At 47.2% G+C, this 18,974-nt stretch carries 20 protein-coding genes; 9 read left to right on the plus strand and 11 right to left on the minus strand.

Features of this window, described 5'->3' with window-relative positions:
* Nucleotides 1–106 precede the first annotated feature (106 nt).
* On the minus strand, nucleotides 107–460 hold the full coding sequence (locus tag BS617_RS13085; RefSeq protein WP_075173220.1) for a hypothetical protein: 354 nt from the start codon (nucleotides 458–460) through the stop codon (nucleotides 107–109).
* A 218-nt stretch (nucleotides 461–678) separates the two neighbouring features.
* On the opposite strand from BS617_RS13085, the gene BS617_RS13090 reads away from it, so the two are divergent.
* A complete protein-coding gene (locus tag BS617_RS13090; protein WP_075173221.1) occupies nucleotides 679–1,527 on the plus strand; it encodes a bifunctional transcriptional activator/DNA repair enzyme AdaA in 849 nt (282 codons plus the stop codon).
* 106 nt (nucleotides 1,528–1,633) lie between these two features.
* Complete coding sequence (locus tag BS617_RS13095) at nucleotides 1,634–3,046, plus strand: MFS transporter (protein WP_075173222.1); 1,413 nt, start codon at nucleotides 1,634–1,636, stop codon at nucleotides 3,044–3,046.
* Here BS617_RS13095 and BS617_RS13100 read toward each other — a convergent pair.
* Entirely contained in the window at nucleotides 3,043–3,288 is a 246-nt protein-coding gene (locus BS617_RS13100) for a hypothetical protein (RefSeq protein ID WP_075173223.1), read from the minus strand. The genes BS617_RS13095 and BS617_RS13100 overlap by 4 nt on opposite strands.
* A 231-nt stretch (nucleotides 3,289–3,519) precedes the next feature.
* On the opposite strand from BS617_RS13100, the gene BS617_RS13105 reads away from it, so the two are divergent.
* Nucleotides 3,520–3,759, plus strand: coding sequence for an RNA recognition motif domain-containing protein (locus BS617_RS13105; RefSeq protein WP_075173224.1), 240 nt, complete (start codon nucleotides 3,520–3,522; stop codon nucleotides 3,757–3,759).
* Between the two features lie 89 nt (nucleotides 3,760–3,848).
* On the opposite strand, the gene BS617_RS13110 is transcribed toward BS617_RS13105, so the two are convergent.
* From BS617_RS13110 to BS617_RS13145, 8 genes are all read right to left on the minus strand, one after another.
* Nucleotides 3,849–4,055, minus strand: a complete 207-nt coding sequence (locus BS617_RS13110) for a cold-shock protein (RefSeq protein WP_075173225.1) — start codon at nucleotides 4,053–4,055, stop codon at nucleotides 3,849–3,851.
* A gap of 238 nt (nucleotides 4,056–4,293) precedes the next feature.
* Nucleotides 4,294–5,706, minus strand: coding sequence for an ABC transporter ATP-binding protein (locus tag BS617_RS13115; protein ID WP_075173226.1), 1,413 nt, complete (start codon nucleotides 5,704–5,706; stop codon nucleotides 4,294–4,296).
* Nucleotides 5,703–6,581: an ABC transporter permease gene (locus tag BS617_RS13120; RefSeq protein WP_075173227.1), complete on the minus strand. Its 879-nt coding sequence runs from the start codon at nucleotides 6,579–6,581 to the stop codon at nucleotides 5,703–5,705. Before BS617_RS13120 ends, BS617_RS13115 begins: the two co-directional genes overlap by 4 nt.
* Complete coding sequence (locus BS617_RS13125) at nucleotides 6,578–7,516, minus strand: ABC transporter permease (RefSeq protein WP_249263608.1); 939 nt, start codon at nucleotides 7,514–7,516, stop codon at nucleotides 6,578–6,580. The genes BS617_RS13120 and BS617_RS13125 overlap by 4 nt, the downstream gene beginning before the upstream one ends.
* Entirely contained in the window at nucleotides 7,513–9,051 is a 1,539-nt protein-coding gene (locus BS617_RS13130) for an ABC transporter substrate-binding protein (RefSeq protein ID WP_075173229.1), read from the minus strand. The genes BS617_RS13125 and BS617_RS13130 overlap by 4 nt, the downstream gene beginning before the upstream one ends.
* 164 nt (nucleotides 9,052–9,215) lie before the next feature.
* On the minus strand, nucleotides 9,216–10,301 hold the full coding sequence (locus BS617_RS13135; protein ID WP_212667431.1) for an endonuclease/exonuclease/phosphatase family protein: 1,086 nt from the start codon (nucleotides 10,299–10,301) through the stop codon (nucleotides 9,216–9,218).
* 35 nt (nucleotides 10,302–10,336) lie between these two features.
* Complete coding sequence (locus BS617_RS13140; protein ID WP_075173230.1) at nucleotides 10,337–11,206, minus strand: carboxylate/amino acid/amine transporter; 870 nt, start codon at nucleotides 11,204–11,206, stop codon at nucleotides 10,337–10,339.
* A gap of 58 nt (nucleotides 11,207–11,264) precedes the next feature.
* Nucleotides 11,265–11,576, minus strand: a complete 312-nt coding sequence (locus BS617_RS13145; RefSeq protein ID WP_075173231.1) for a cupin domain-containing protein — start codon at nucleotides 11,574–11,576, stop codon at nucleotides 11,265–11,267.
* Nucleotides 11,577–12,132: 556 nt separating this feature from the next.
* On the opposite strand from BS617_RS13145, the gene BS617_RS13150 reads away from it, so the two are divergent.
* The 6 genes from BS617_RS13150 to nikR all read left to right on the plus strand — a co-directional run bounded on the left by BS617_RS13150 (nucleotide 12,133) and on the right by nikR (nucleotide 18,028).
* A complete protein-coding gene (locus tag BS617_RS13150; RefSeq protein ID WP_075173232.1) occupies nucleotides 12,133–13,101 on the plus strand; it encodes an ABC transporter substrate-binding protein in 969 nt (322 codons plus the stop codon).
* A 126-nt stretch (nucleotides 13,102–13,227) separates the two neighbouring features.
* Nucleotides 13,228–14,175 carry an ABC transporter permease gene (locus BS617_RS13155; RefSeq protein WP_075173233.1) on the plus strand — a complete coding sequence of 316 codons (948 nt, stop codon included), beginning with the start codon at nucleotides 13,228–13,230 and terminating at the stop codon, nucleotides 14,173–14,175.
* 12 nt (nucleotides 14,176–14,187) lie between these two features.
* Nucleotides 14,188–15,096: an ATP-binding cassette domain-containing protein gene (locus tag BS617_RS13160; RefSeq protein WP_075173234.1), complete on the plus strand. Its 909-nt coding sequence runs from the start codon at nucleotides 14,188–14,190 to the stop codon at nucleotides 15,094–15,096.
* A complete protein-coding gene (locus BS617_RS13165) occupies nucleotides 15,096–15,869 on the plus strand; it encodes a creatininase family protein (protein WP_170870355.1) in 774 nt (257 codons plus the stop codon). Before BS617_RS13160 ends, BS617_RS13165 begins: the two co-directional genes overlap by 1 nt.
* 180 nt (nucleotides 15,870–16,049) lie before the next feature.
* Nucleotides 16,050–17,420, plus strand: a complete 1,371-nt coding sequence (glnT, locus tag BS617_RS13170) for a type III glutamate--ammonia ligase (protein ID WP_075173236.1) — start codon at nucleotides 16,050–16,052, stop codon at nucleotides 17,418–17,420.
* A gap of 155 nt (nucleotides 17,421–17,575) precedes the next feature.
* A complete protein-coding gene (nikR, locus tag BS617_RS13175) occupies nucleotides 17,576–18,028 on the plus strand; it encodes a nickel-responsive transcriptional regulator NikR (protein WP_075173237.1) in 453 nt (150 codons plus the stop codon).
* A 4-nt stretch (nucleotides 18,029–18,032) separates the two neighbouring features.
* Here nikR and BS617_RS13180 read toward each other — a convergent pair whose 3' ends face one another.
* Complete coding sequence (locus BS617_RS13180) at nucleotides 18,033–18,974, minus strand: hypothetical protein (protein ID WP_075173238.1); 942 nt, start codon at nucleotides 18,972–18,974, stop codon at nucleotides 18,033–18,035.

Genomic DNA, 18,974 nt, shown 5'->3' on the forward strand with positions numbered 1-18,974 from the left:
TCAGCGGAATGGTCTGCTTTCTATCTCCAGCCTCAGTCAAGCCTGCGTTTTGTGCCCTATCCTTTCTAATGCTCATTCAACGGATCTCAATGCAATATGCGATTTACTACTTTTTAATCCACCAACGACCGTCTTGATAAACCATGCCAACGTGAGCGTTTGGCACCCAGTTTGACAGTACTGAGCGGCCTGCTAATTGGCCTTCTTCAATGTGTATAGTGACATCCGGCTTTTCTGGCAGTGGTTTCAATTCTTTTAAAACACTTCTCATTTCTTTTAGAAAATTTTCTTGATCCTTAGCGACAACATATTGATTAGCCAGTTTGTAATCCTGTTGGGCTAATGCTTGCCAAAAAGCGGTAGCGACATCCATCGGGTTTTCATGATTCATATCATCTGCACTCAACTGAGTAATAACGAAACTGAGAAAAAAAGCCATGAGTCCTTGTTTTACTAACATATCAAGCCTTGTACATTCATAGTTATAGTAAGTAAAAAACAACGGGGTTAATTTATTAGTATCTAATATGTATTACAAGAACCGTATGATTTAGCTCGCCAATAAATAGACCTTATTATTTAAAATAATAATATTGCTTATTCACAAGAAACGGATAGCAATTTTCTCCTCCATAGCGTTTCATTAAGCTTATTACTGACTAAGCTATGTGATCACTTATGCCCACTACCGAGAGTATCATTACCGTAGCTCGACACATCGAAGCTCACGCTAACGAAAAACTACCGCTAACACGACTCGCTCAACTGGCGCACTTATCGCCGTCACATTTCCAGCGGCTATTTACCGCGACCCTGGGTGTTTCACCTAAAGAATATCAAGATGCCATTCGCATGGAGTTGTTTAAGTCGTTGCTGAAAACTGAGCCAACGGTGACGGATGCTATATTTGCAGCAGGCTTTAGCTCTGTAAGCCGACTCTACGGTGAAGCCTCTCGCCAAATGGGTATGACTCCCAGCTCGTATAAAGACGGCGGAACAGGCGAAGTAATCAGCTATGCTTTTCGCGACTCTTCGTTAGGTTTGCTGTTGATGGCTGCAACGCAAAAGGGCGTCTGTTATACGGCTTTTGGAGAGAGCGAGTCTACCTTATTCGATGAGCTGGTTAACGAATTTCCCCAGGCGAGCTTCATCCCATCAACAGCCTATGCTTCTCGCGAGCTTGATGATTGGATAGACGCTCTGAATCAACATTTAGCAAGCCAAGCCCCCTTGCCCTCCATCCCTCTGGACATGAGAGGCACAGCATTTCAGATCAAAGTGTGGAAGTATCTCACTCGTATCCCGGCTGGCGTTTCTATCAGTTATTCAGAACTAGCGACTCACATTGGTAACCCCAAAGCCTTCAGGGCCGCCGCATCGGCGTGTGGGGCTAATCGGATTGGCGTACTTATTCCTTGCCATCGGGTGTTACGCGGTGACGGTAACCTAGGCGGATTCCGTTGGGGGCTAACTCGCAAGCAAGCATTATTGAATGCTGAGAAGGGACTTTCAGAAGCCGCGAAATAACGAAACTCACTATTGCAGCTTTGTCGGTAGCCTCATGATTATCCTGCGCATACACTGAATCTTTTTGACTCGTCATTCCGCGTTGATTTCGCGTTCTAGGATATACATGAGCACACCCAAAAATTCTCTAACATCCGCTGGGCTAGCCCTGTTGTTAGGTGGTCAGATTTTACCCGTAATCGACTTTTCTATCGTTAATGTTGCGCTGGAATCCATCGCCGCTTCATTAGATGCCAACCATGTAGAGTTAGAATTAATGGTGGCCGTGTACGGTGTATTTTTTGCGGTCTGCTTAGCCATGGGTGGGCGTTTAGGAGATCGCTATGGTCGCCGCACCTTAATGAGCATAGGTGTGCTCATCTTTGGCGTTTCATCCCTAGCCTGCGGGCTCGCTCCTAACATGTTAACCCTACTGATTGCCCGCGCTGTTCAGGGGGTTGGTGCCGCCATGATGGTTCCGCAAATCTTGTCGACTATTCATGTTTGCTTAACCGGCCGATCGCACTCACGCGCACTCGGTTATTACAGTGCCATTGGCGGCTTATCCTTCGTCACCGGCCAAGTACTAGGCGGCTGGTTAGTATCTGCCGATCTGTTTGGATTAGGCTGGCGCAATGTATTCTTAGTGAACATCCCTGTATGCCTACTCATTTTGTCATTATCAGGCTCACTTATTCCAAATACCTTTTCGGAAAAAGCCTCCAGCGTTGATAAACTGGGCACCACGCTATTAGCTGCCGCTATTTTATGCTTGCTCATCCCTGTGTCGTTAGGCCCTCTCTTTGAGTGGTCTTGGCCACTTATTGCTGTCCTGATGATGGTCATTCCGTTATTCATTTTGCTCTGGAAAGCCGAGCAGCGTATTGAGCTAAAAGGAAGCGCCCCCTTAATACCGCCGCGCTTATTGCGCTTACGCTCTATCCAATTCGGTTTAGTCTTATGCGTTTTGTTTGTGTCATGTTGGAGCGGCTATATGTTTTCGGTCGCTCTCACTTTACAAAGCGGGCTAGGACTTACACCACTTCAATCAGGTAACACGTTTATTGGAATGGGCTTATGCTATTTTGTAGGGTCATTGATTAGCGCACGGGTAACCGCTGTTTTTGGACAAATGAATACCTTGCTACTCGGCTGCGGCATTCAAATACCGGGCTTGTTAGGTTTGATCATCAGTTTCCACTGGTTTTGGCCAACGGTTCAACCTATACACTTACTAGCCGCCACTATGCTCATTGGTTTTGGCCAGTCATTTATTGTCAGTAGCTTTTTCAGAATTTCATTGTCAGAAGTACCAGCCGAAGATGCAGGCAGTGGCAGCGCAATGCTAACCACTGTGCAACAATCTGCATTCGGACTCGGCGCCGCCTTGCTAGGCACAGTGATGTACGAAGTGCTCAAAACCACTGATAACTATTTAGCGGCAATCACTGGGGCTCTTGTCACCGAAATCGGCATCATGATCGCCGTGGTCATTTTGGCTCTGATCTATCGCAGCTATTTGAAACGTCGAGCCGTTTAAATAAATCGCTTAACGAGCATGTATAGCACGAGCAATGGTAAGAAGACGCTACCAAAAACGACGGCCGCTTCTAAATCAGCAATCGACTCTTGTGAACTAATACCCAGCCATTCAGATAACGAGACCCAATAACCTTCTAACGTTAATGGGTAAGCATCTGGGTTTTTAATAAACCATCGAGTTATGAATAAACTGACAACCACAATCAGCAGGATGATAATAGGCGCTGTAATCCGTTTCATTTAACCGTTGCTTTATAACGCCGAACACCCCATTTTAATTCGCTCATATCTTGGTCGTTGAGCTCAAAAGTGCAGTCCATATCGAAAATCCTTTTCGCAGTTAAATGAATCGCACCATACTATAGCCATTACTCACAATACAAATGTGGATAAGTAAGTTCACGATATCGCTTGGTCTGCTCAACGGATATTGCGATACTGGCACACAGAACTTATAACAGATGGCTCATTATGAAACTTTTAGTACGTAACCTGTCTCGCACCACCACCGAAGACGAAATTCGTGAACTCTTTACTGCCTACGGTAGCGTTGAAGAATGCACACTGGTTTTAGATCAGGAAACAGGAAAGTCGAAAGGCTTTGCGTTTGTGGTTATGCCAAACCTTAAAGAAGCCTATGCGGCGTTGGGGGAGCTACATGAAAAGCGCGTGGCAAAAAATCGTATCCGTGTAAAAGTAGCCCAGAATTAACTGGCTGCCAGTCTTTTTTCGATAGACCAGGCACAAAAAAGGGGCCGCCTTATCGGGAGCCCCTCTTACTTAGATCAAAGATCTAAAAATTAGATCGCACGTACGTTGTTAGCACATGGACCTTTTTGGCCTTGGCCAACTTCAAACTCAACAGCCTGACCATCGTTCAATGTAGCGAAACCACCGCCAGATTGAATTTCAGAGTGATGTACGAACAAGTCTTTGCCGCCATCTTCTGGAGTAATAAAACCGAAACCTTTATCGGCGTTGAACCACTTAACTGTACCTTTACTCATCTGTACTCATTACCTTTTGGTGAGTCTTTTGGTTCTGCTCTCGGTATCACCATGACGAAAGCAGATTTTAAATGAGATGGTGCATATAACTTCTTTGTCTGTATTTGAACATTGATAGCCGAAGCTTTAATGCTCTACACGACAAAATATGTGATCGATTATGAATGCCTTTGTGCAATTGTCTAGTAAAACCGCCTTTATAGTCTGATTTAACTACTTTAAAGGCGATATTTCTCGACTAAAGTGCTGATAAACGTATAACTCGGTCGCACCGATGATCAATTAAGTCAGGATCATGGCTCACTAGAATCACGGCGCATCGTTGCTTTTGAGCAGCACTCACCAGCATTGCACTGACTTTTTTGGCGGTAATCGGATCTAAACGTGACGTTGGCTCATCCGCAAATAAGCATACTGGCTTCATAAGCAACGCACGTAGCATGCAAAACCGTTGTAGCTCCCCGCCCGACACACCATCCGCTGTTCGAGTTAGCACCTCTTCTGTTAATTCCAACTGCTGCATTAGCGGTGGAACATCATCAGGGGCTATCGCATGTCGGCGAAGCACATCATCCAGTAAGGTGCGTAATGAAACAGAAGAAGGCACTGAAGCGACCGGGTCTTGATATAACTTTAGCCATTGGTGACTGGCCGCTGTTACATGGCGTTCTATACGGCCTGATTCCGGCGTGAGCATGCCCAGCAAGGTATCTCCTAGGGTGCTTTTCCCGCACCCACTATCACCTACAACACCCAGCACCTCTCCAGCATGAACCTCGAAATTAAGATCACGTTGTAGCGGCTTACCAGCACGCGCAATCGTTAAATCTTTCATACTTAATACGGGCGAGGTATCCACGGTATCACGCGCTTCCTTAATCCAACTAGCAGGCGAGGCATCAATTAGTGCTTGCGTAAATGGGTGCTGAGGAGCATTGATAATAGACTCCACATCCCCCGTTTCTAAAACGCAACCTTGCTGAATAACCATCATACGCCCCGGTAACTGGCGGGCTACATCAACATCATGCGTAATGGTAATCAGCACGCCATCTTGTGTTTGTTCACGTAAGTCGCTGATCACCTGATCCCGGCGCGATACATCCAACCCTTTTGTTGGCTCATCAGCTAACAAAATAGAAGCGCCTCCCGCCATAGCGCAAGCGATAGCGACCCGCTGAGCCATACCACCAGACAGCTGATCAACTCGCTTACCTTCTGCTCCTTTTAAGCCTAAACGTGTCAACCGGGCTGCTGCTTCGCTGTGAGCATCTTTCCCGCCGTAACCTCCTACCCATCGTAATGTCTCGCTCAATTGCGTCTGAGCAGGCATCAGTGGATCTAACGCAGTCCACGGCTCCTGAGGTAGCGCGCTGACTTGAACCCCCCATAGTTTGACACGCGCTTTATGCATAGACGCCGTCATCGCCCCAAGGTTAAAAACCTGCCCTGCTACTTCCATTACCCCTTGGCTACGAAGTTCCTTAGGTAGGGTCCCCATAATCGCCTGCATTAAGAGGCTTTTACCCGATCCGGTTTGCCCTAAGAGTGTTAAGCGCTCTCCGGCCTTAAGCGAAAATGAAACAGGCTCAACTAAAGGAGTATCGCCGGCGAAGACACATAAATTCTCGACCCTTAATAGCTCTTTCATACCATAGCCTCCTTGCGTACGTCCGCTTTGAGCGATTGCATATTGAGGGTATCAGGGGCTTTTTGAGCCAGTAAATGGCAGCTCAAAATAAACAGCCCCAACGCCATTAGTGGCTCAGCCAGCAACCAAGGCGCGTCACTGTAGTAAGGAAACAACTCAACAATCATTAATCCTAATTCTGCTGTTGGCGGTTGGATTCCAACATAAACAAAGCCCAGTGATGCCATCATCAATACCGATGATGCTGCCCCGAATGCCGCTATCGTCATAATTTGTGGCGCTATAGCAGGCCAAATATGACGTTTAAAGCAGTACACAAAGCCGAAGCCTAATTGTCGAGAAGAGACCATTGCTGGCCCTTGTACAACCTGTTTTGCCATCGCTCTTACTACGCGAAAGTACTCAACCCATTGCACAAGCGCTATCGCTAAATAGAGCATGCCAAACGATCCCGGAAGCATCGCCGATAGAATCAGCACTAACACTAGCCCGGGTAGTGCTAACAGAATGGTCATCACCCCATCCAGGATCCGATCGACCCAACGAGGCCCAACCGCGGCAAGTGTTCCAAGAACAATCCCCAATGACGCGGCTGTAATAACACTTAACGCGGCCATTAATAACGACAAACGTAACGCTTCTGCTAAACGCACCCACATAGAACGACCATAATGATCGGTGCCTAACCAAGCTTCCGCATTAGGGGGGATTAGAATAGCCGATAGGTTTTGTTGATCACTGCTCACCTGAGTCATCCAAGGGGCAAAGATTGCAAAAACCACCAACAGAACCAACAAACTCATGCCTAGCTTTTGGGAAAGACTTAACCGAGCAAGGCGATGTAACACCGATCCCACTAGAGAAGTGCTAATCATGCGACCACCTCCCCACGAGGATCTAGCAGATAACAAAGAACATCGACCACTAGATTTAGCACGACAAACAAGGCGCCCATTAATAACGCCGCCCCTTGGATAATTGGAATATCACGCGCAAACACCGCATGTGCTAACCCGTGCCCAATACCAGGCCACGAGAATAAGGACTCGATCATCACCATTCCCTCAACCACCGTGACTAATTGAATCCCCATGAAAGCAACCACAGGAACCGCCAAGTTGCGAACACCATGGCGAAAAAAAGTCCGCCATGCCGATAAGCCTTTAGTCCGAGCAAATTGATAATACGGCGAAGCAAAAACCGTTCGCGCACTACTACAAACAATACGGTTCGAAACCGCCGCCAAACTCACACCGAGCGTTAACGCAGGCAATACTAAATATTGCGCCGACTCAGCACCTGCCACCGGAAACCACGGTAGCTCTAGAGCAAATATGATGAGGCTAATAACACCTAGGACAAAAATGGGGGTTGCCCGAACCAAGGTCGAAATAACCAAAGAGCATTTATCCCAAAGACCGCCCCACGCGGCACACATCAAACCAACGGGAAACGCAATAGCAGCAGACACGACTAAGCCGACCACTGCAAGTAATACTGAATGCCCTAACATGGAGGCCAATGAGTCGATCACAGGTAGCCCACTGACTAGCGAGTTGCCAAAATCACCTTTCACCAAGGCAAGTAACCAATCAGCATAGGCACTAAAACCACCAGCGTCTAAGTCAAGCTCCTGCCTTACTAGCTCCGCTGCTGTCGCATCCACACCATCCGCTCCATAACGACTAGCGGCAATGCGATAAGCCATGTCACCGGGCAACGCTTTTACCAGTAAGTAGGTTAGGGTTCCGACACCCCAACACACCGCTACCAGCTGGACCAAGCGTCTCATTATGATCTGGCGAATCACTTGGCCCACTCCCATTCATTGATATAAAAAGTGCGCTCGTAAGGGTCCAGCTTAAACCCTTTAACCCGCTTCTGAACCGCCACATGCTGAGTATAAGCCGCTACCGGGATCACAGGGCGCTCATCATAGATCGCGGATGCTACTTTTTGCGCTAAGGCTTTATAGCGCTGAGGGTCATTCACATCAGACATTTGCTCAATATCTTTTTGCGTTTCGCTATCCCAACCCATGGCCCCCCAATCACCTCCTTGCTCGGAACCAAAATCTAACCGGATAACCTCTAGAGGATCGGCGATAAAGCCATAATTGCGGGCAATTAACGCCATTTCGAGGGTCCCATCTTGGTGACCCGCCGGTATAGAGCTCGAATTCGTGATATCAACGCTCACTTGAATGCCCAGCTGTTTCCATTGGTCCTGCAGCGCCGTGGCCACCGTTGTAAGCTCAGGGCGATCAGCATAAGTGATTAAACGTAAGCTAAAGGGTTTACCATCCCTAACCAGCATCCCCTCATCGTCAGCGACCCAACCCAGCTGACCGAGCAACGCCTTTGCGTGGGTAAGATCACTAGGCTCCATTTCGCGATCGAGGTGCCACAAAGGCATAGAAGCCGGTAATAACTGATCGGTTTCAGCACCCGGCGTGCGCAAAATAGCTTGGGCAATACCCACTCGATTTATGGCCAAGCTAAGAGCACGGCGCGCATTCGGCTCATTTAGAAACGGATGCTGGCTATTTACCTTAACCATTAATGTGCGTGGTAAATTCAGCGATTCTAACTGAACAGAAGGCAGGCGCTTTAACTGCATTACACTGGCAGGATCAAGGTTAAAAACGACATCGGCTTGCCCTGTCCGCGCTTGCAATACCCGGCTCTCGGCACGATGGCTGGTTAAATAGGTGGCATATTCAATACTGGCAACTTGCCCCCAATAACTGTCGAAACGCTGAACTTGAAAAGCATGGGGCGGCTCAAACGAAACCATCTGATAAGGTCCAGTTCCTACGAGCTGTGTCACTTGACCTTTATCATCCAAGCCTGCTGGCGCAATAATGGCTGTGCTGTAGTGAGCCACAACGGCCCCCAGCGTTCGATACGGCCTCTCAAGCTCAATGATGACTTGGTTTTGTTCGTCAACGCGAATATCTTTCACAGGCACTTTATTAAAAGGGCCTTGACGCTCCTGAGCACGACGCAAACTATTAACAACGCCCTCAGCTGTTAATGCGGTACCGTTATGAAAACGTACATCTGGGCGTAACTCAAAACGCCATACCCTTCCCTGATCATTAATACTCCACTGTGTTGCCAGCCCCGCTACCAAGCTGCCTTGCTCGTTTACATTGAGCAACGTTTCGATCACCTGCATCCTTGTAAACAGATAACCTTGCTGACTGGGGTCTAAACTAGTGAACTCAAATGGACTAGTTATCCTGACTGTATTTGATTTATTAGCCGTATCCGAAACGGCCTGTGCTGAGAAACTCCAAAGCATTGTAAATATGAAAAGAGTTTGTAATAACAAGCGATCCATCGTCCGTCCTATTTTTGAGACATAATGTCCGAGTTAATTTAAGTTAAAGGCTGATAGTATAAGAAAACAAACACCAATATGTTATATCATAACAATATTACACACTATGCTGTTGCTTAATACTCTAAAGCTAGAAACGACCTTACTGTCTAAATAAAGAATGCTTAATGCAAAGGAACATCATGTTTTTCCACTTGCTGATCGTCAGCGATAGCTTGCGCTAACGCTTTATCGTCGGCTTCGCATGCTAAGCCAACCTGGTTTGCACCGTTAATAGGGGTGAAAACAAGTGTCGTCAGCAATGGAAAATGATCTGAGCCTATCGATGACAAGCGCTGAATGGACTTTAACGTAAAGTGGTCACTGTGAAAAAGGTGATCAAGCGGCCAGCGCAGAAAGAAATAATCCGCATGGAAGGTATTAAACATACCGCGCCCTATACGCGGATCGAGCAACCCACTAATTTTACGAAATAAGCGTGTGGTAGCCGACCAAGCAACATCATTTAGATCCCCTGTTACCACAACGGGTTCTGTGGTTTCTGCCACACTTTTAGCCACGATAACCAACTCGGAATCACGCTCTGAGGATGATGTATTTTCGGTAGGGCTGGGCGGCGCTGGATGGATAAAATGCATACGAACGTTATCGCCCGTGCGAAGCTGCAGGCGCAAATGAATAGAGGGGACATCGTCTTCGACCAAAAAGGCGACTTCTTCTTCATCAAAGGGTAACCGCGAGTAAAGGTGCATCCCATACAAATTATCTAACGGGCATTTCACGCTGTACGTAAGCTCTGTTTCCAGCACCGCTAATTGGTCTTGCCACCATTGATCCGACTCCAGCGTTACAACTATATCAGGCTTATGAGTATGAACGAGGTCAATTAAAGCCTCTGCATTTCGATTAGGCGTGAGCACGTTAGAGGTCAGAATCGTTAATTGCTGACTAGGATCGCTTTCTGACGCGGTCTTAACTTCTTTTTTCCATAACCGGGTGTAAGGCAAGATCCACCATAGCTGCACAGCCAAACAGATCAATGTCACACCCGCTAATAGCCAACGTAAAGGATGGTGCGCATCAAGAACCACGCTTTGCGCCACCATAAGCACAATAGCCACAACTGCAATTTGGAAGCGTGGAAAGTCCATATCACGAACAAACCAATGCGTGATACGTGTCATTGGTAAAACGGTAACCACGACTAAACAAACGGTAACAAGCGTCAGCGTCGTCAATATAGCGAACATAATATCCTTATAACATGCATAAGCCGGCAAGCGGCCTAACTTTGTATCGCTTTACGCGATTGGTCTGCAAAGCGCTCGTTGATAATCAATGCCAACAAAATAATTCCCGCACCAATACTCAACCTTAAAATATCGGCATCCCGATTCCAAATGACCACGTTAACTATAATCCCAGCGGGGATCAGCAGGTTATTCATCACAGCTAAACTCCCCACGTTCACCTGTGTTGCTCCTTTATCCCAAGCAAAATAGCCAATACCCGAGGCTACGACGCCTAAATAAGTGAGGATTCCCCACTGAATGGGCGTAGTCGGTAGCTTGCTCATATCGCCAAAGGCTACAAAGCAAATGGCGGCTACCATAAACGCACCGATAAAAAAGTAACCAAAAACCGTATGCTGTGGAATATCAGCATGGTGCGCCATTAATCGTTTGTACAATACCTGCCCTGACGCAAAACATACATTCGCACCCTGCACGATGAAGAACCCGGTCAAAAATCCACTATTAATTCCATCATAACGGATTGCTACCGCACCTAGGATCGCGATAACCGACACAATAAAAAACCGAGCATTAAAACGCCGATCCAAGGCATCGTTAAGCAAGGTGACAAAAATAGGCGTCATTACCGTAAACAACAGAACTTCAGGCACCGTCAAATAAAGAAATGAATGGTAATAGAAGCTGTACATCAACCCCAACTGAATCGCACCTATAGCCATTAACTTAAGCGCTAAGCCACCGGGTACCGCACGGAATTTCAAAAACGGTAAAAACACACACATTGCTAACGCAACACGCATAAAAACGGAAAACCAAGCATCCACTTGGCCAGCTAAATAAACACCGATTAGGCTAAATGAAAACGCCCATAGAATAGTAATAACAAACAGATAAGTCATGGAAGGTTGGCTCAATGCGATCAGTAGTGAACATTGATTATACAGCGCTCCTGATCTGCTACACACTACCTTCTGTTTCGATCACTAAAACGCGCACCTCACCCTGCGGGTGCGCTACATGCTCTGTGCCAACCGAGGCATAAAAAATATCGCCAACCTCGAGTAAAACCGAGTGCTCTTTCCCGTCTAGTCGGTAACGCATCTCGACAGTACCATCTAATACAACAAACACCTCTTCACCGTCGTTGATATGCCACTGATACGGTTGGTCCGTCCAATGCAGGCGCGTTGTGATGCCATTCATGTTGGCAATGTCTTTCGCACCCCAGGCGCGATCAGCGGTGAAGGTTTTACTGCGGGTTATTTGCATAGAGTTAGCACGTGATCTGTGTCTCCATTATTAGAGCAAGCCGTTAACAAAAAAAACATAGAAAGAATAAGCAATCTTAATTTCATGGCAATTATCGCGTCTGTAGAGAAGGTCTATTCAAGAATGACAGACTAATACTCTGCTCCTTTATAGGTCAAACTCGTTTGCGTTGTAAGATAACTCAGCGCCTCATACTGAGTCACGTTAACGGTAAGAGTGCACTGCTAGTGAACAAACCCGACATCTAAAACATCGCATATACGATGCGTTGCCCTCCCCTTACACACTGATTGAATAAAATCACTCAATCACTTTTTGTATGAATAACAACCAACAAATCGAATGCAAAAATACACCGTCAGCCCCGTAAAACCGGTATCACCAAGGGTATGCACCTTATCCATATCTAGATAGAGCGCCTCTCGCAAGCGTCGTCTACTGCACAAAACTTAACCACTTACATCTATAACTGGCACATTAAATGCTTTTCAGTATTACAGAAATTGAAAATCGTAATACCAAAATCCTGTAATTGAGCATAACTCTGGAGTCTCCAATGGTTAAACGACTGATCGCTACTGTATTCGCAGGCCTCGCACTGGCTTCCTCGGCTATGGCCGAACCTCTCAAGATTGGCTACAGCGACTGGCCTGGCTGGGTCACTTGGGAAATCGCAATTGAAAAAAATATGTTTGAAGAGGTGGGGGTCGACGTCGAATTCGAATGGTTCGACTACGTCGCCAGCATGGATGCTTTTGCGGCAGGTCAGCTTGACGCCGTAACTATGACGAATGGTGATGCATTAGTCACTGGCGCTACCGGTGCGCAAAACGTGATGATTTTGATCAACGATTACTCCAACGGTAACGACATGATTGTAGCGGCGCCGGGGATCTCATCGATTAAAGAACTAAAAGGTAAAAAGGTAGGAGTGGAAATTGGCTTTGTAGGGCACCTACTGTTACTGAATGCTTTAGAAAAGAACGGTATGACAGAAAAAGATGTTGAGCTGGTCAACGTTCCTACGAACGAAACCCCTCAAGTGCTGGCTTCTAGCCAAGTGGATGCGATTGTTGCTTGGCAGCCAAATTCAGGACAAGCACTCACCTTAGTTCCAGGATCAACCCGTATCTACTCATCTAAAGATGAGCCGGGGTTAATTTACGATGTGCTAGCAGTTACGCCTTCCAGCTTGGCTCAACACCAAGAAGAATGGGCCAAAGTCATTAAAGCGTGGGATATGGCTGTTGCTTACCTAAATGATGAGAGCACGCGTGATGAAGCCATATCAATTATGGCAGCACGTGTAGGACTATCTCCCGATGAATACAAAGGCTTTATCGATGGTACTAAGATCATGAGCACCAAAGAAGCGATGGCCTTTGCTGAAAAAGCGGACGGTTTCACATCAATCTACGGCTCAAGCAAAATCGCTGACGATTTTAACGTCGCCAATGATGTGTACAAAGACGCCCAACCGATTGATTCGTACATTGATATGTCTTTGATGAAAGCGGCTAACTAACCTTTGCCGATTAGTTGCCTAGGGTTAGGTAGCCGATAAGTCTTTGCTACCTAACCGACAAACACGCATGCATGTAACACCCCATTTGATGTTAGTTGAATCCGAAATTTGGCTCAGGAATGACTCATGTCGCTTTTTACCGTAAATAAACAATTGCCGCCGCGTTCACGCTCTACAGTGGCCTTGTTCAGCTTTTTGCTTCCCATCTTGCTTTGGTGTGCAGTCAGTTATTTACCTTTTTTCTGGCATCCTCAAACCGAAATTACAGAGCCGGGATCAGTGTCTTATTTTCGAGCCGATATGCTCGTTGATAATGCCGTATTTGAAACAGAAACAGCCAAAGCGACACAAGCCGGCACCGCGCTGCCTCAAGGAATACCGGCTAACCCTGTGTATTTACCAGCACCGCATGAAGTCGCAACAGCGTTTTATACGGCCTTCACAACAGAACCTCAGCGACGCAGTGAAGAATGGTTACATGAAAGCCTTTGGAGCAGTATTCAGGTCATCTTCTGGGGCTTTGTACTCTCATCCATTATCGGTATTCCGCTGGGAGTATTAGCTGGCACCTACGATTTCTTCTCGCGGTTATTTGAGCCTTTTATAGAATTTTTTCGCTACTTACCTGCCCCTGCTTTCGGAGCATTAGCGGTCGCTATTTTGGGTATTTACCAAGCACCTAAGATTGCGATTATTTTCATCGGCACCTTTTTTCAGCAAGTGCTCATTGTAGCCAATACCACGCGAAAGCTTGACGCCTCACTGCTAGAGGCAGGCCAAACCTTAGGGGCGAGCAACCGTTCTATGCTCTTTAGAATAGTTATTCCCGGCATTTTACCCGACCTTTACAAGGATACCCGCATTCTTCTGGGCTGGGCATGGACGTATTTAATCGTGGCCGAACTCATTGGTACAAGCTCTGGTATTACGTGGTTTATCACCCAGCAAGCCCGATATAAAAACTTCGATAACGTATTTGCCGCCATTATTATGATTGGCATCCTCGGCCTGACTATTGATTTGCTCTTGGCATGGATTGGTCGCCGCTTGTTCCGCTGGCAAAAAACACAATAGGAGCCGAACAACATGTCTGATCTACAATTGCCTAGCTACCAACAACAGAGCGATACCGTTAAAGACCGTTTTGATCGCTTAAAGCAGCGCCCTGTGACCATGGAAGTCAAAGGACTGACTAAAGAGTTCTCAACGCGCAATGGTAAGGTGACGGCGCTAAAAGATATTAATCTGCGCATCCACAAACGTGAGTTTGTTTGCGTCATAGGTCCATCCGGTTGCGGAAAATCAACACTCATTCGGATTTTAGCAGGCTTAGAGACAGCCACTTCCGGTCAGGTTTTGCTGGACGGTAAAGAGGTAACAAAGCCCGGTCCCGAACGCGGCATGGTATTTCAGGGATATACCTTGTTTCCATGGCTAACCGTTAAAGAAAACATCATGTTCGGTTTAATAGAAAGCGGCCAAGATAAAGGAAGCGCTGAGGCTGATGCACGCCAATGGGCCGACTTAATTGGTTTATCGAAGTTTGAAAACCATTACCCGAATCAGCTTTCCGGCGGCATGAAACAACGCGTCGCTATCGCACGGGCACTTGCCAACCAACCTAAAATTTTACTGATGGATGAACCTTTTGGCGCTTTGGATGCGCAAACACGCGCCAAAATGCAGGCCTATTTAATGGAAATCTGGAAGAACATTGATATCACGGTGTTCTTCATCACCCACGATTTAGACGAAGCGGTTTATCTAGCCGACCGTATTTTGGTGCTCAAAGCGAACCCGGGCGAAATTGAAGAGTTAATCGAAGTCCCCGTACCGCAGCCTCGAAATCCCAATCAATTTTTATCGCCCGAGTTTTTAGCAACCAAGCAACACATCGAGCACCTTATCCACCCGCCAACGAAAAACGATGATGAAGACCATATGAACCTAGTGCGTATGGTCAACGTGAAATCTGATGTCGGGAGCGTATTCTGATGTATAACTTGCACCAAATGACTTGGGAAGAGGTCGCCAATGCTGTTCAGTCTGGCATCGACACCGCCGTGCTCCCCATTGGAGCAACCGAGCAACATGGCCCTCATATGGGTTGCGGGATGGATACCTCCATTGCTCATACCTTGTGCAGTGATGCCGCCGCTCAGTCGCCGATCATTTTGCTACCAACATTGCCGTACGGTTGCTCCATTGGTCACTCGAAACGTTGGCCGGGCACCATGGCACTTAGCCCTAAGACCTTAATTGATGTGTTATGCGATTTAGGAGACTGGGTACAGTCAGCGGGTATTCGCCGCCTAATTTTTGTTAATGGCCATGTTACTAATGAAGCGCCATTACGTTGTGCTCTCGAAATGCTACGCGCAAAGCATGATGGCTTTATGGTGGCCATCGTTCATACCGCTAGAGTGTCAGAACGCGTTCAAAAGGCGCATTTTAATGATGCCGAAGATTGGCACGCCAATGATGCAGAAACGGCGCTCATGATGGCTCTGCACCCTGACATGGTCAGAGACGACAAACTAGCTGCAGCGGATGATCCAGACCGCACCGACGGTTGTATCTTTAGCCATCCAGTCAATCGCACTAGCACCAATGGTGTGACAGGTCAGCCATCCGCCGCCACTAAAGCGAAAGGCGCCCAGCTATACGAATGGATGCTGGCCGATTTAACCGAGCTGCTGCTCACCGCAGCAAAAGAAGAAGCGCCCCTTAACCAAAGTTACCACCAGAGCGTGCTATCTGGTGAGTAAGCCCATCAGGGCTACCTTAAAAAAAGCACGACATAACGGCTAGATAATAATCTATCCCAACCTTCCCGGCGAAAATATGGGCAGCGCCTGTGTAACCCAGACAGGCTCTGCTTGATGATTTTTCGGCTAGCCGCCCTAACGGCTCAGCCGGGTCACTATCATTGAGAAATAGGTATTAACATGATTGAGACCAAAACAGACGCAGAAATCACAGCTATCCAATCCAACCTTGGCGATAAAGGTGTTAAGTATTGTATGGGGACCTATGTGGATATCCACGGCATTCCCAAAGGCAAGATTGTGCCCATCAACCACCTTCACCACATGGCACACGGATCAGAGCTGTACACAGGTTATGCGTTAGATGGCCTTGGCCAGGCACCCAATGACGATGAAATTGCATCGGTTCCTGACCTAGACCATATCATCCAACTGCCTTGGCAGCCTGAAATCGCTTGGATGCCTGCCGACAACACCTTATATGGCAAGCCATACGAATTAAACACACGCGTTTTATTAAAAAAAGTGCTTAAACAAGCCCAAGAAATGGGCTTTGGCATGAACCTTGGTATTGAAGCCGAAGTATTCTTACTCAAAAAAAATGAAGACGGTAGCCTTGTAGCGCCTGATCCAGACGACAAGCTTAAAAAACCCTGTTACGACACCCGTGCTTTCCTCAGCAACTTCAACTGGGTCGATCGCATGGCGACCAGCATCAATGATTTAGGGTGGGGCTTATACTCTTTTGACCATGAAGACGCTAACGGGCAGTTTGAGTTTGATTTTGACTATGCGGATGCCCTCACAACATGCGACCGCTTCACTTTCCTTAAATTAATGGCCAAAGAATACGCCAAGCAGGAAGGTCTGCTGGCTACCTTTATGCCAAAACCATTTGCAGATAAAACAGGCAACGGTGCGCATTTTAACATGTCGCTTTACGACCTAGACACCGGCAGTAATCTGTTTCAATGCACTAAAGAGGAAGATCCAAACGGTTTAGGCTTAACCCAACTGGGTTACCAGTTCATCGGCGGTATTCTCAAGCACGGACCGGCGCTGTGTGCTGTCTTCGCCCCAACCGTTAACTCCTATAAACGTCTCGTGCGCCAAGGTGATATGCCCTACTTTACGTGGGCACCTGTGTTTAACTCATTTGGTTCTAATAACCGCACCAACTCCGTTCGTGTGCCCATGGGCGGTGGCCGCTGCGAATCTCGGAATGCCGACGGCGCTGTTAATCCTTACTTAGCTGCAGCTTTAGCCCTAGCCGCCGGTCTTGAGGGCATTCGCGAGGGGATAGAGCCAGGCAAACCTCAAGAGCGTAACCTCTATGACCTCACAGAGTCTGAACGCAAAGAGTTGGGCATCGATTTCTTACCGCGAACACTCCAAGAAGCCATTCAAGTGTTTGATGCCGACCCTTTTGTAGAGCAAGTCCTCGGTAAAGAGCTCAAAGATGAATTTATTAAAGTTAAACAAGCCGAATGGAATGAGTATCACCTCAATGTAAGCCAATGGGAGCTTGAGCGTTACACTCACTTGTTCTAAAAACGCCCACAGGCAATCATAAAAAAGAACTAATGGGCGCCTCAAGAGACGGGCGCCCTCACTCAGAACAACCTACATAAAAGTGCTATAGTGGCACCCATTTAACCCATAATATCCAGCGAGATTGAGTCTAGGACAAGCCTAAAGGACGTAAAATGAGCAAAGAAAAACTCAGTCGAATCAGCATCTCACTCCCTGAAAGCTTACTAGACGGCCTAGACCAAATGGTTAACGAGCGCGGGTTTGAAAGCCGCTCGCAAGCAATTTGCGACATGATCAATTTACAGCTGAATGATCATCGTGCCAAACAAGGCCACGAAGTTATGACGGGCACCGTTAACCTTGTTTATAACCATTCAACACCGGGGTTACAGAAAAAGCTGCATGATTTGCAGTTTGAGTTTATTGATGAAGTCATCTCCAGCCTTAACGTCAACCTGACTCATACCAACACGCTATCAATTATTCTGGTTCAAGGGCCTGCCGATAAGCTCAACATGATCGCTGATAAAATGATTACGCTGCGCGGTGTTGTATACGGCCGGTTACTGATCAACTCCTACATTATTCCGCCCATTCATCCATTACCGTCGTCAAAGGGCGATTAGAAGTCTAAGCCTCAACGGCTCGGGTATAACGATCAAGCGTAGGGCTCTCGCCAGCGCGCCATTGACGGATACTTGGGTTGTTAACCGGCGTTGAGCGACAATACTCGTACGAAGCCTCTAGACAGTCTATCCGCCACACCCGTTCGACCTCGCGCCCTTCGTAGTGTAAACGCTGTATCAACTTTCTTTCTGATTGAGCATAAGTAAAACCGTCAAACGCTAAAAAGTCCCCTACGCGATTACTATCGAGCGAGTGCTCAACACAATAACGTCCATCAGCCGCTTGTTTAGCGATTACGGTTTGAAAATTTAATAAGGCTTCAACATGATCAGGCTGCGCAGTCACAACCTCCTTTAAGCGACGACCGTTAGCAATCCACTCCGTTTCCAGAGTCGTGTGGGTGCGCCCAAGTACCATTCCCGCATACTCACCATTAATGATGAGCGCCCCTTGCCGGGCACTCACAACCCCTGTTGCCACATCCATTTCAGATTCCAGCTCTAAGCCGATAAGGAGCCCCTTACTGCTCTCGTTGAGCAAACGCCAATCCTCAACATATGCACCACTTGGCGCAAACTCCACCATACAATTACCCACCCGCCGAAGCTGAGCGGGCTCAGGCCAACGGTTATGCAGCTGATAGCTCGCTCCGTTACACCAGCTCAATAAGTTATTTTCCCAGCAGGTATGGGCATACCACCCTTCCAAATCCGACATGGCGCGTATCGCATCGCTATGGTCGGTTAGCGCGGGTTGATCACGTGGAAGAGGTAAACGCAAATCGATAGTCAAACCACGGCTTTGCAACCAAAAGACACGTGTGTCTGTATCGGTTAGGCCATCAGCAAAACTAATACTACGACGGCAAAACGCACCTAGCATCCACTCGGGTACGCTGTAAGGGGCTGTGGATAAGTGTGTTTTTGCTATTTCCAATAGCGTCAT

This window comes from Neptunomonas phycophila (genome assembly GCF_001922575.1).
GTDB lineage: Bacteria > Pseudomonadota > Gammaproteobacteria > Pseudomonadales > Balneatricaceae > Neptunomonas > Neptunomonas phycophila.

Excerpts from the sequence above, each read along its gene's own strand:
- BS617_RS13085 (WP_075173220.1), bottom strand. The coding sequence starts at position 460 with ATGTTAGTAAAACAAGGACTCATGGCTTTTTTTCTCAGTTTCGTTATT.
- BS617_RS13090 (WP_075173221.1), top strand. The coding sequence starts at position 679 with ATGCCCACTACCGAGAGTATCATTACCGTAGCTCGACACATCGAAGCT.
- BS617_RS13095 (WP_075173222.1), top strand. The coding sequence starts at position 1,634 with ATGAGCACACCCAAAAATTCTCTAACATCCGCTGGGCTAGCCCTGTTG.
- BS617_RS13100 (WP_075173223.1), bottom strand. The coding sequence starts at position 3,288 with ATGAAACGGATTACAGCGCCTATTATCATCCTGCTGATTGTGGTTGTC.
- BS617_RS13105 (WP_075173224.1), top strand. The coding sequence starts at position 3,520 with ATGAAACTTTTAGTACGTAACCTGTCTCGCACCACCACCGAAGACGAA.
- BS617_RS13110 (WP_075173225.1), bottom strand. The coding sequence starts at position 4,055 with ATGAGTAAAGGTACAGTTAAGTGGTTCAACGCCGATAAAGGTTTCGGT.
- BS617_RS13115 (WP_075173226.1), bottom strand. The coding sequence starts at position 5,706 with ATGAAAGAGCTATTAAGGGTCGAGAATTTATGTGTCTTCGCCGGCGAT.
- BS617_RS13120 (WP_075173227.1), bottom strand. The coding sequence starts at position 6,581 with ATGATTAGCACTTCTCTAGTGGGATCGGTGTTACATCGCCTTGCTCGG.
- BS617_RS13130 (WP_075173229.1), bottom strand. The coding sequence starts at position 9,051 with ATGGATCGCTTGTTATTACAAACTCTTTTCATATTTACAATGCTTTGG.
- BS617_RS13135 (WP_212667431.1), bottom strand. The coding sequence starts at position 10,301 with ATGTTCGCTATATTGACGACGCTGACGCTTGTTACCGTTTGTTTAGTC.
- BS617_RS13140 (WP_075173230.1), bottom strand. The coding sequence starts at position 11,206 with ATGACTTATCTGTTTGTTATTACTATTCTATGGGCGTTTTCATTTAGC.
- BS617_RS13145 (WP_075173231.1), bottom strand. The coding sequence starts at position 11,576 with ATGCAAATAACCCGCAGTAAAACCTTCACCGCTGATCGCGCCTGGGGT.
- BS617_RS13150 (WP_075173232.1), top strand. The coding sequence starts at position 12,133 with ATGGTTAAACGACTGATCGCTACTGTATTCGCAGGCCTCGCACTGGCT.
- BS617_RS13155 (WP_075173233.1), top strand. The coding sequence starts at position 13,228 with ATGTCGCTTTTTACCGTAAATAAACAATTGCCGCCGCGTTCACGCTCT.
- BS617_RS13160 (WP_075173234.1), top strand. The coding sequence starts at position 14,188 with ATGTCTGATCTACAATTGCCTAGCTACCAACAACAGAGCGATACCGTT.
- BS617_RS13165 (WP_170870355.1), top strand. The coding sequence starts at position 15,096 with ATGTATAACTTGCACCAAATGACTTGGGAAGAGGTCGCCAATGCTGTT.
- glnT (WP_075173236.1), top strand. The coding sequence starts at position 16,050 with ATGATTGAGACCAAAACAGACGCAGAAATCACAGCTATCCAATCCAAC.
- nikR (WP_075173237.1), top strand. The coding sequence starts at position 17,576 with ATGAGCAAAGAAAAACTCAGTCGAATCAGCATCTCACTCCCTGAAAGC.
- BS617_RS13180 (WP_075173238.1), bottom strand. The coding sequence starts at position 18,974 with ATGACGCTATTGGAAATAGCAAAAACACACTTATCCACAGCCCCTTAC.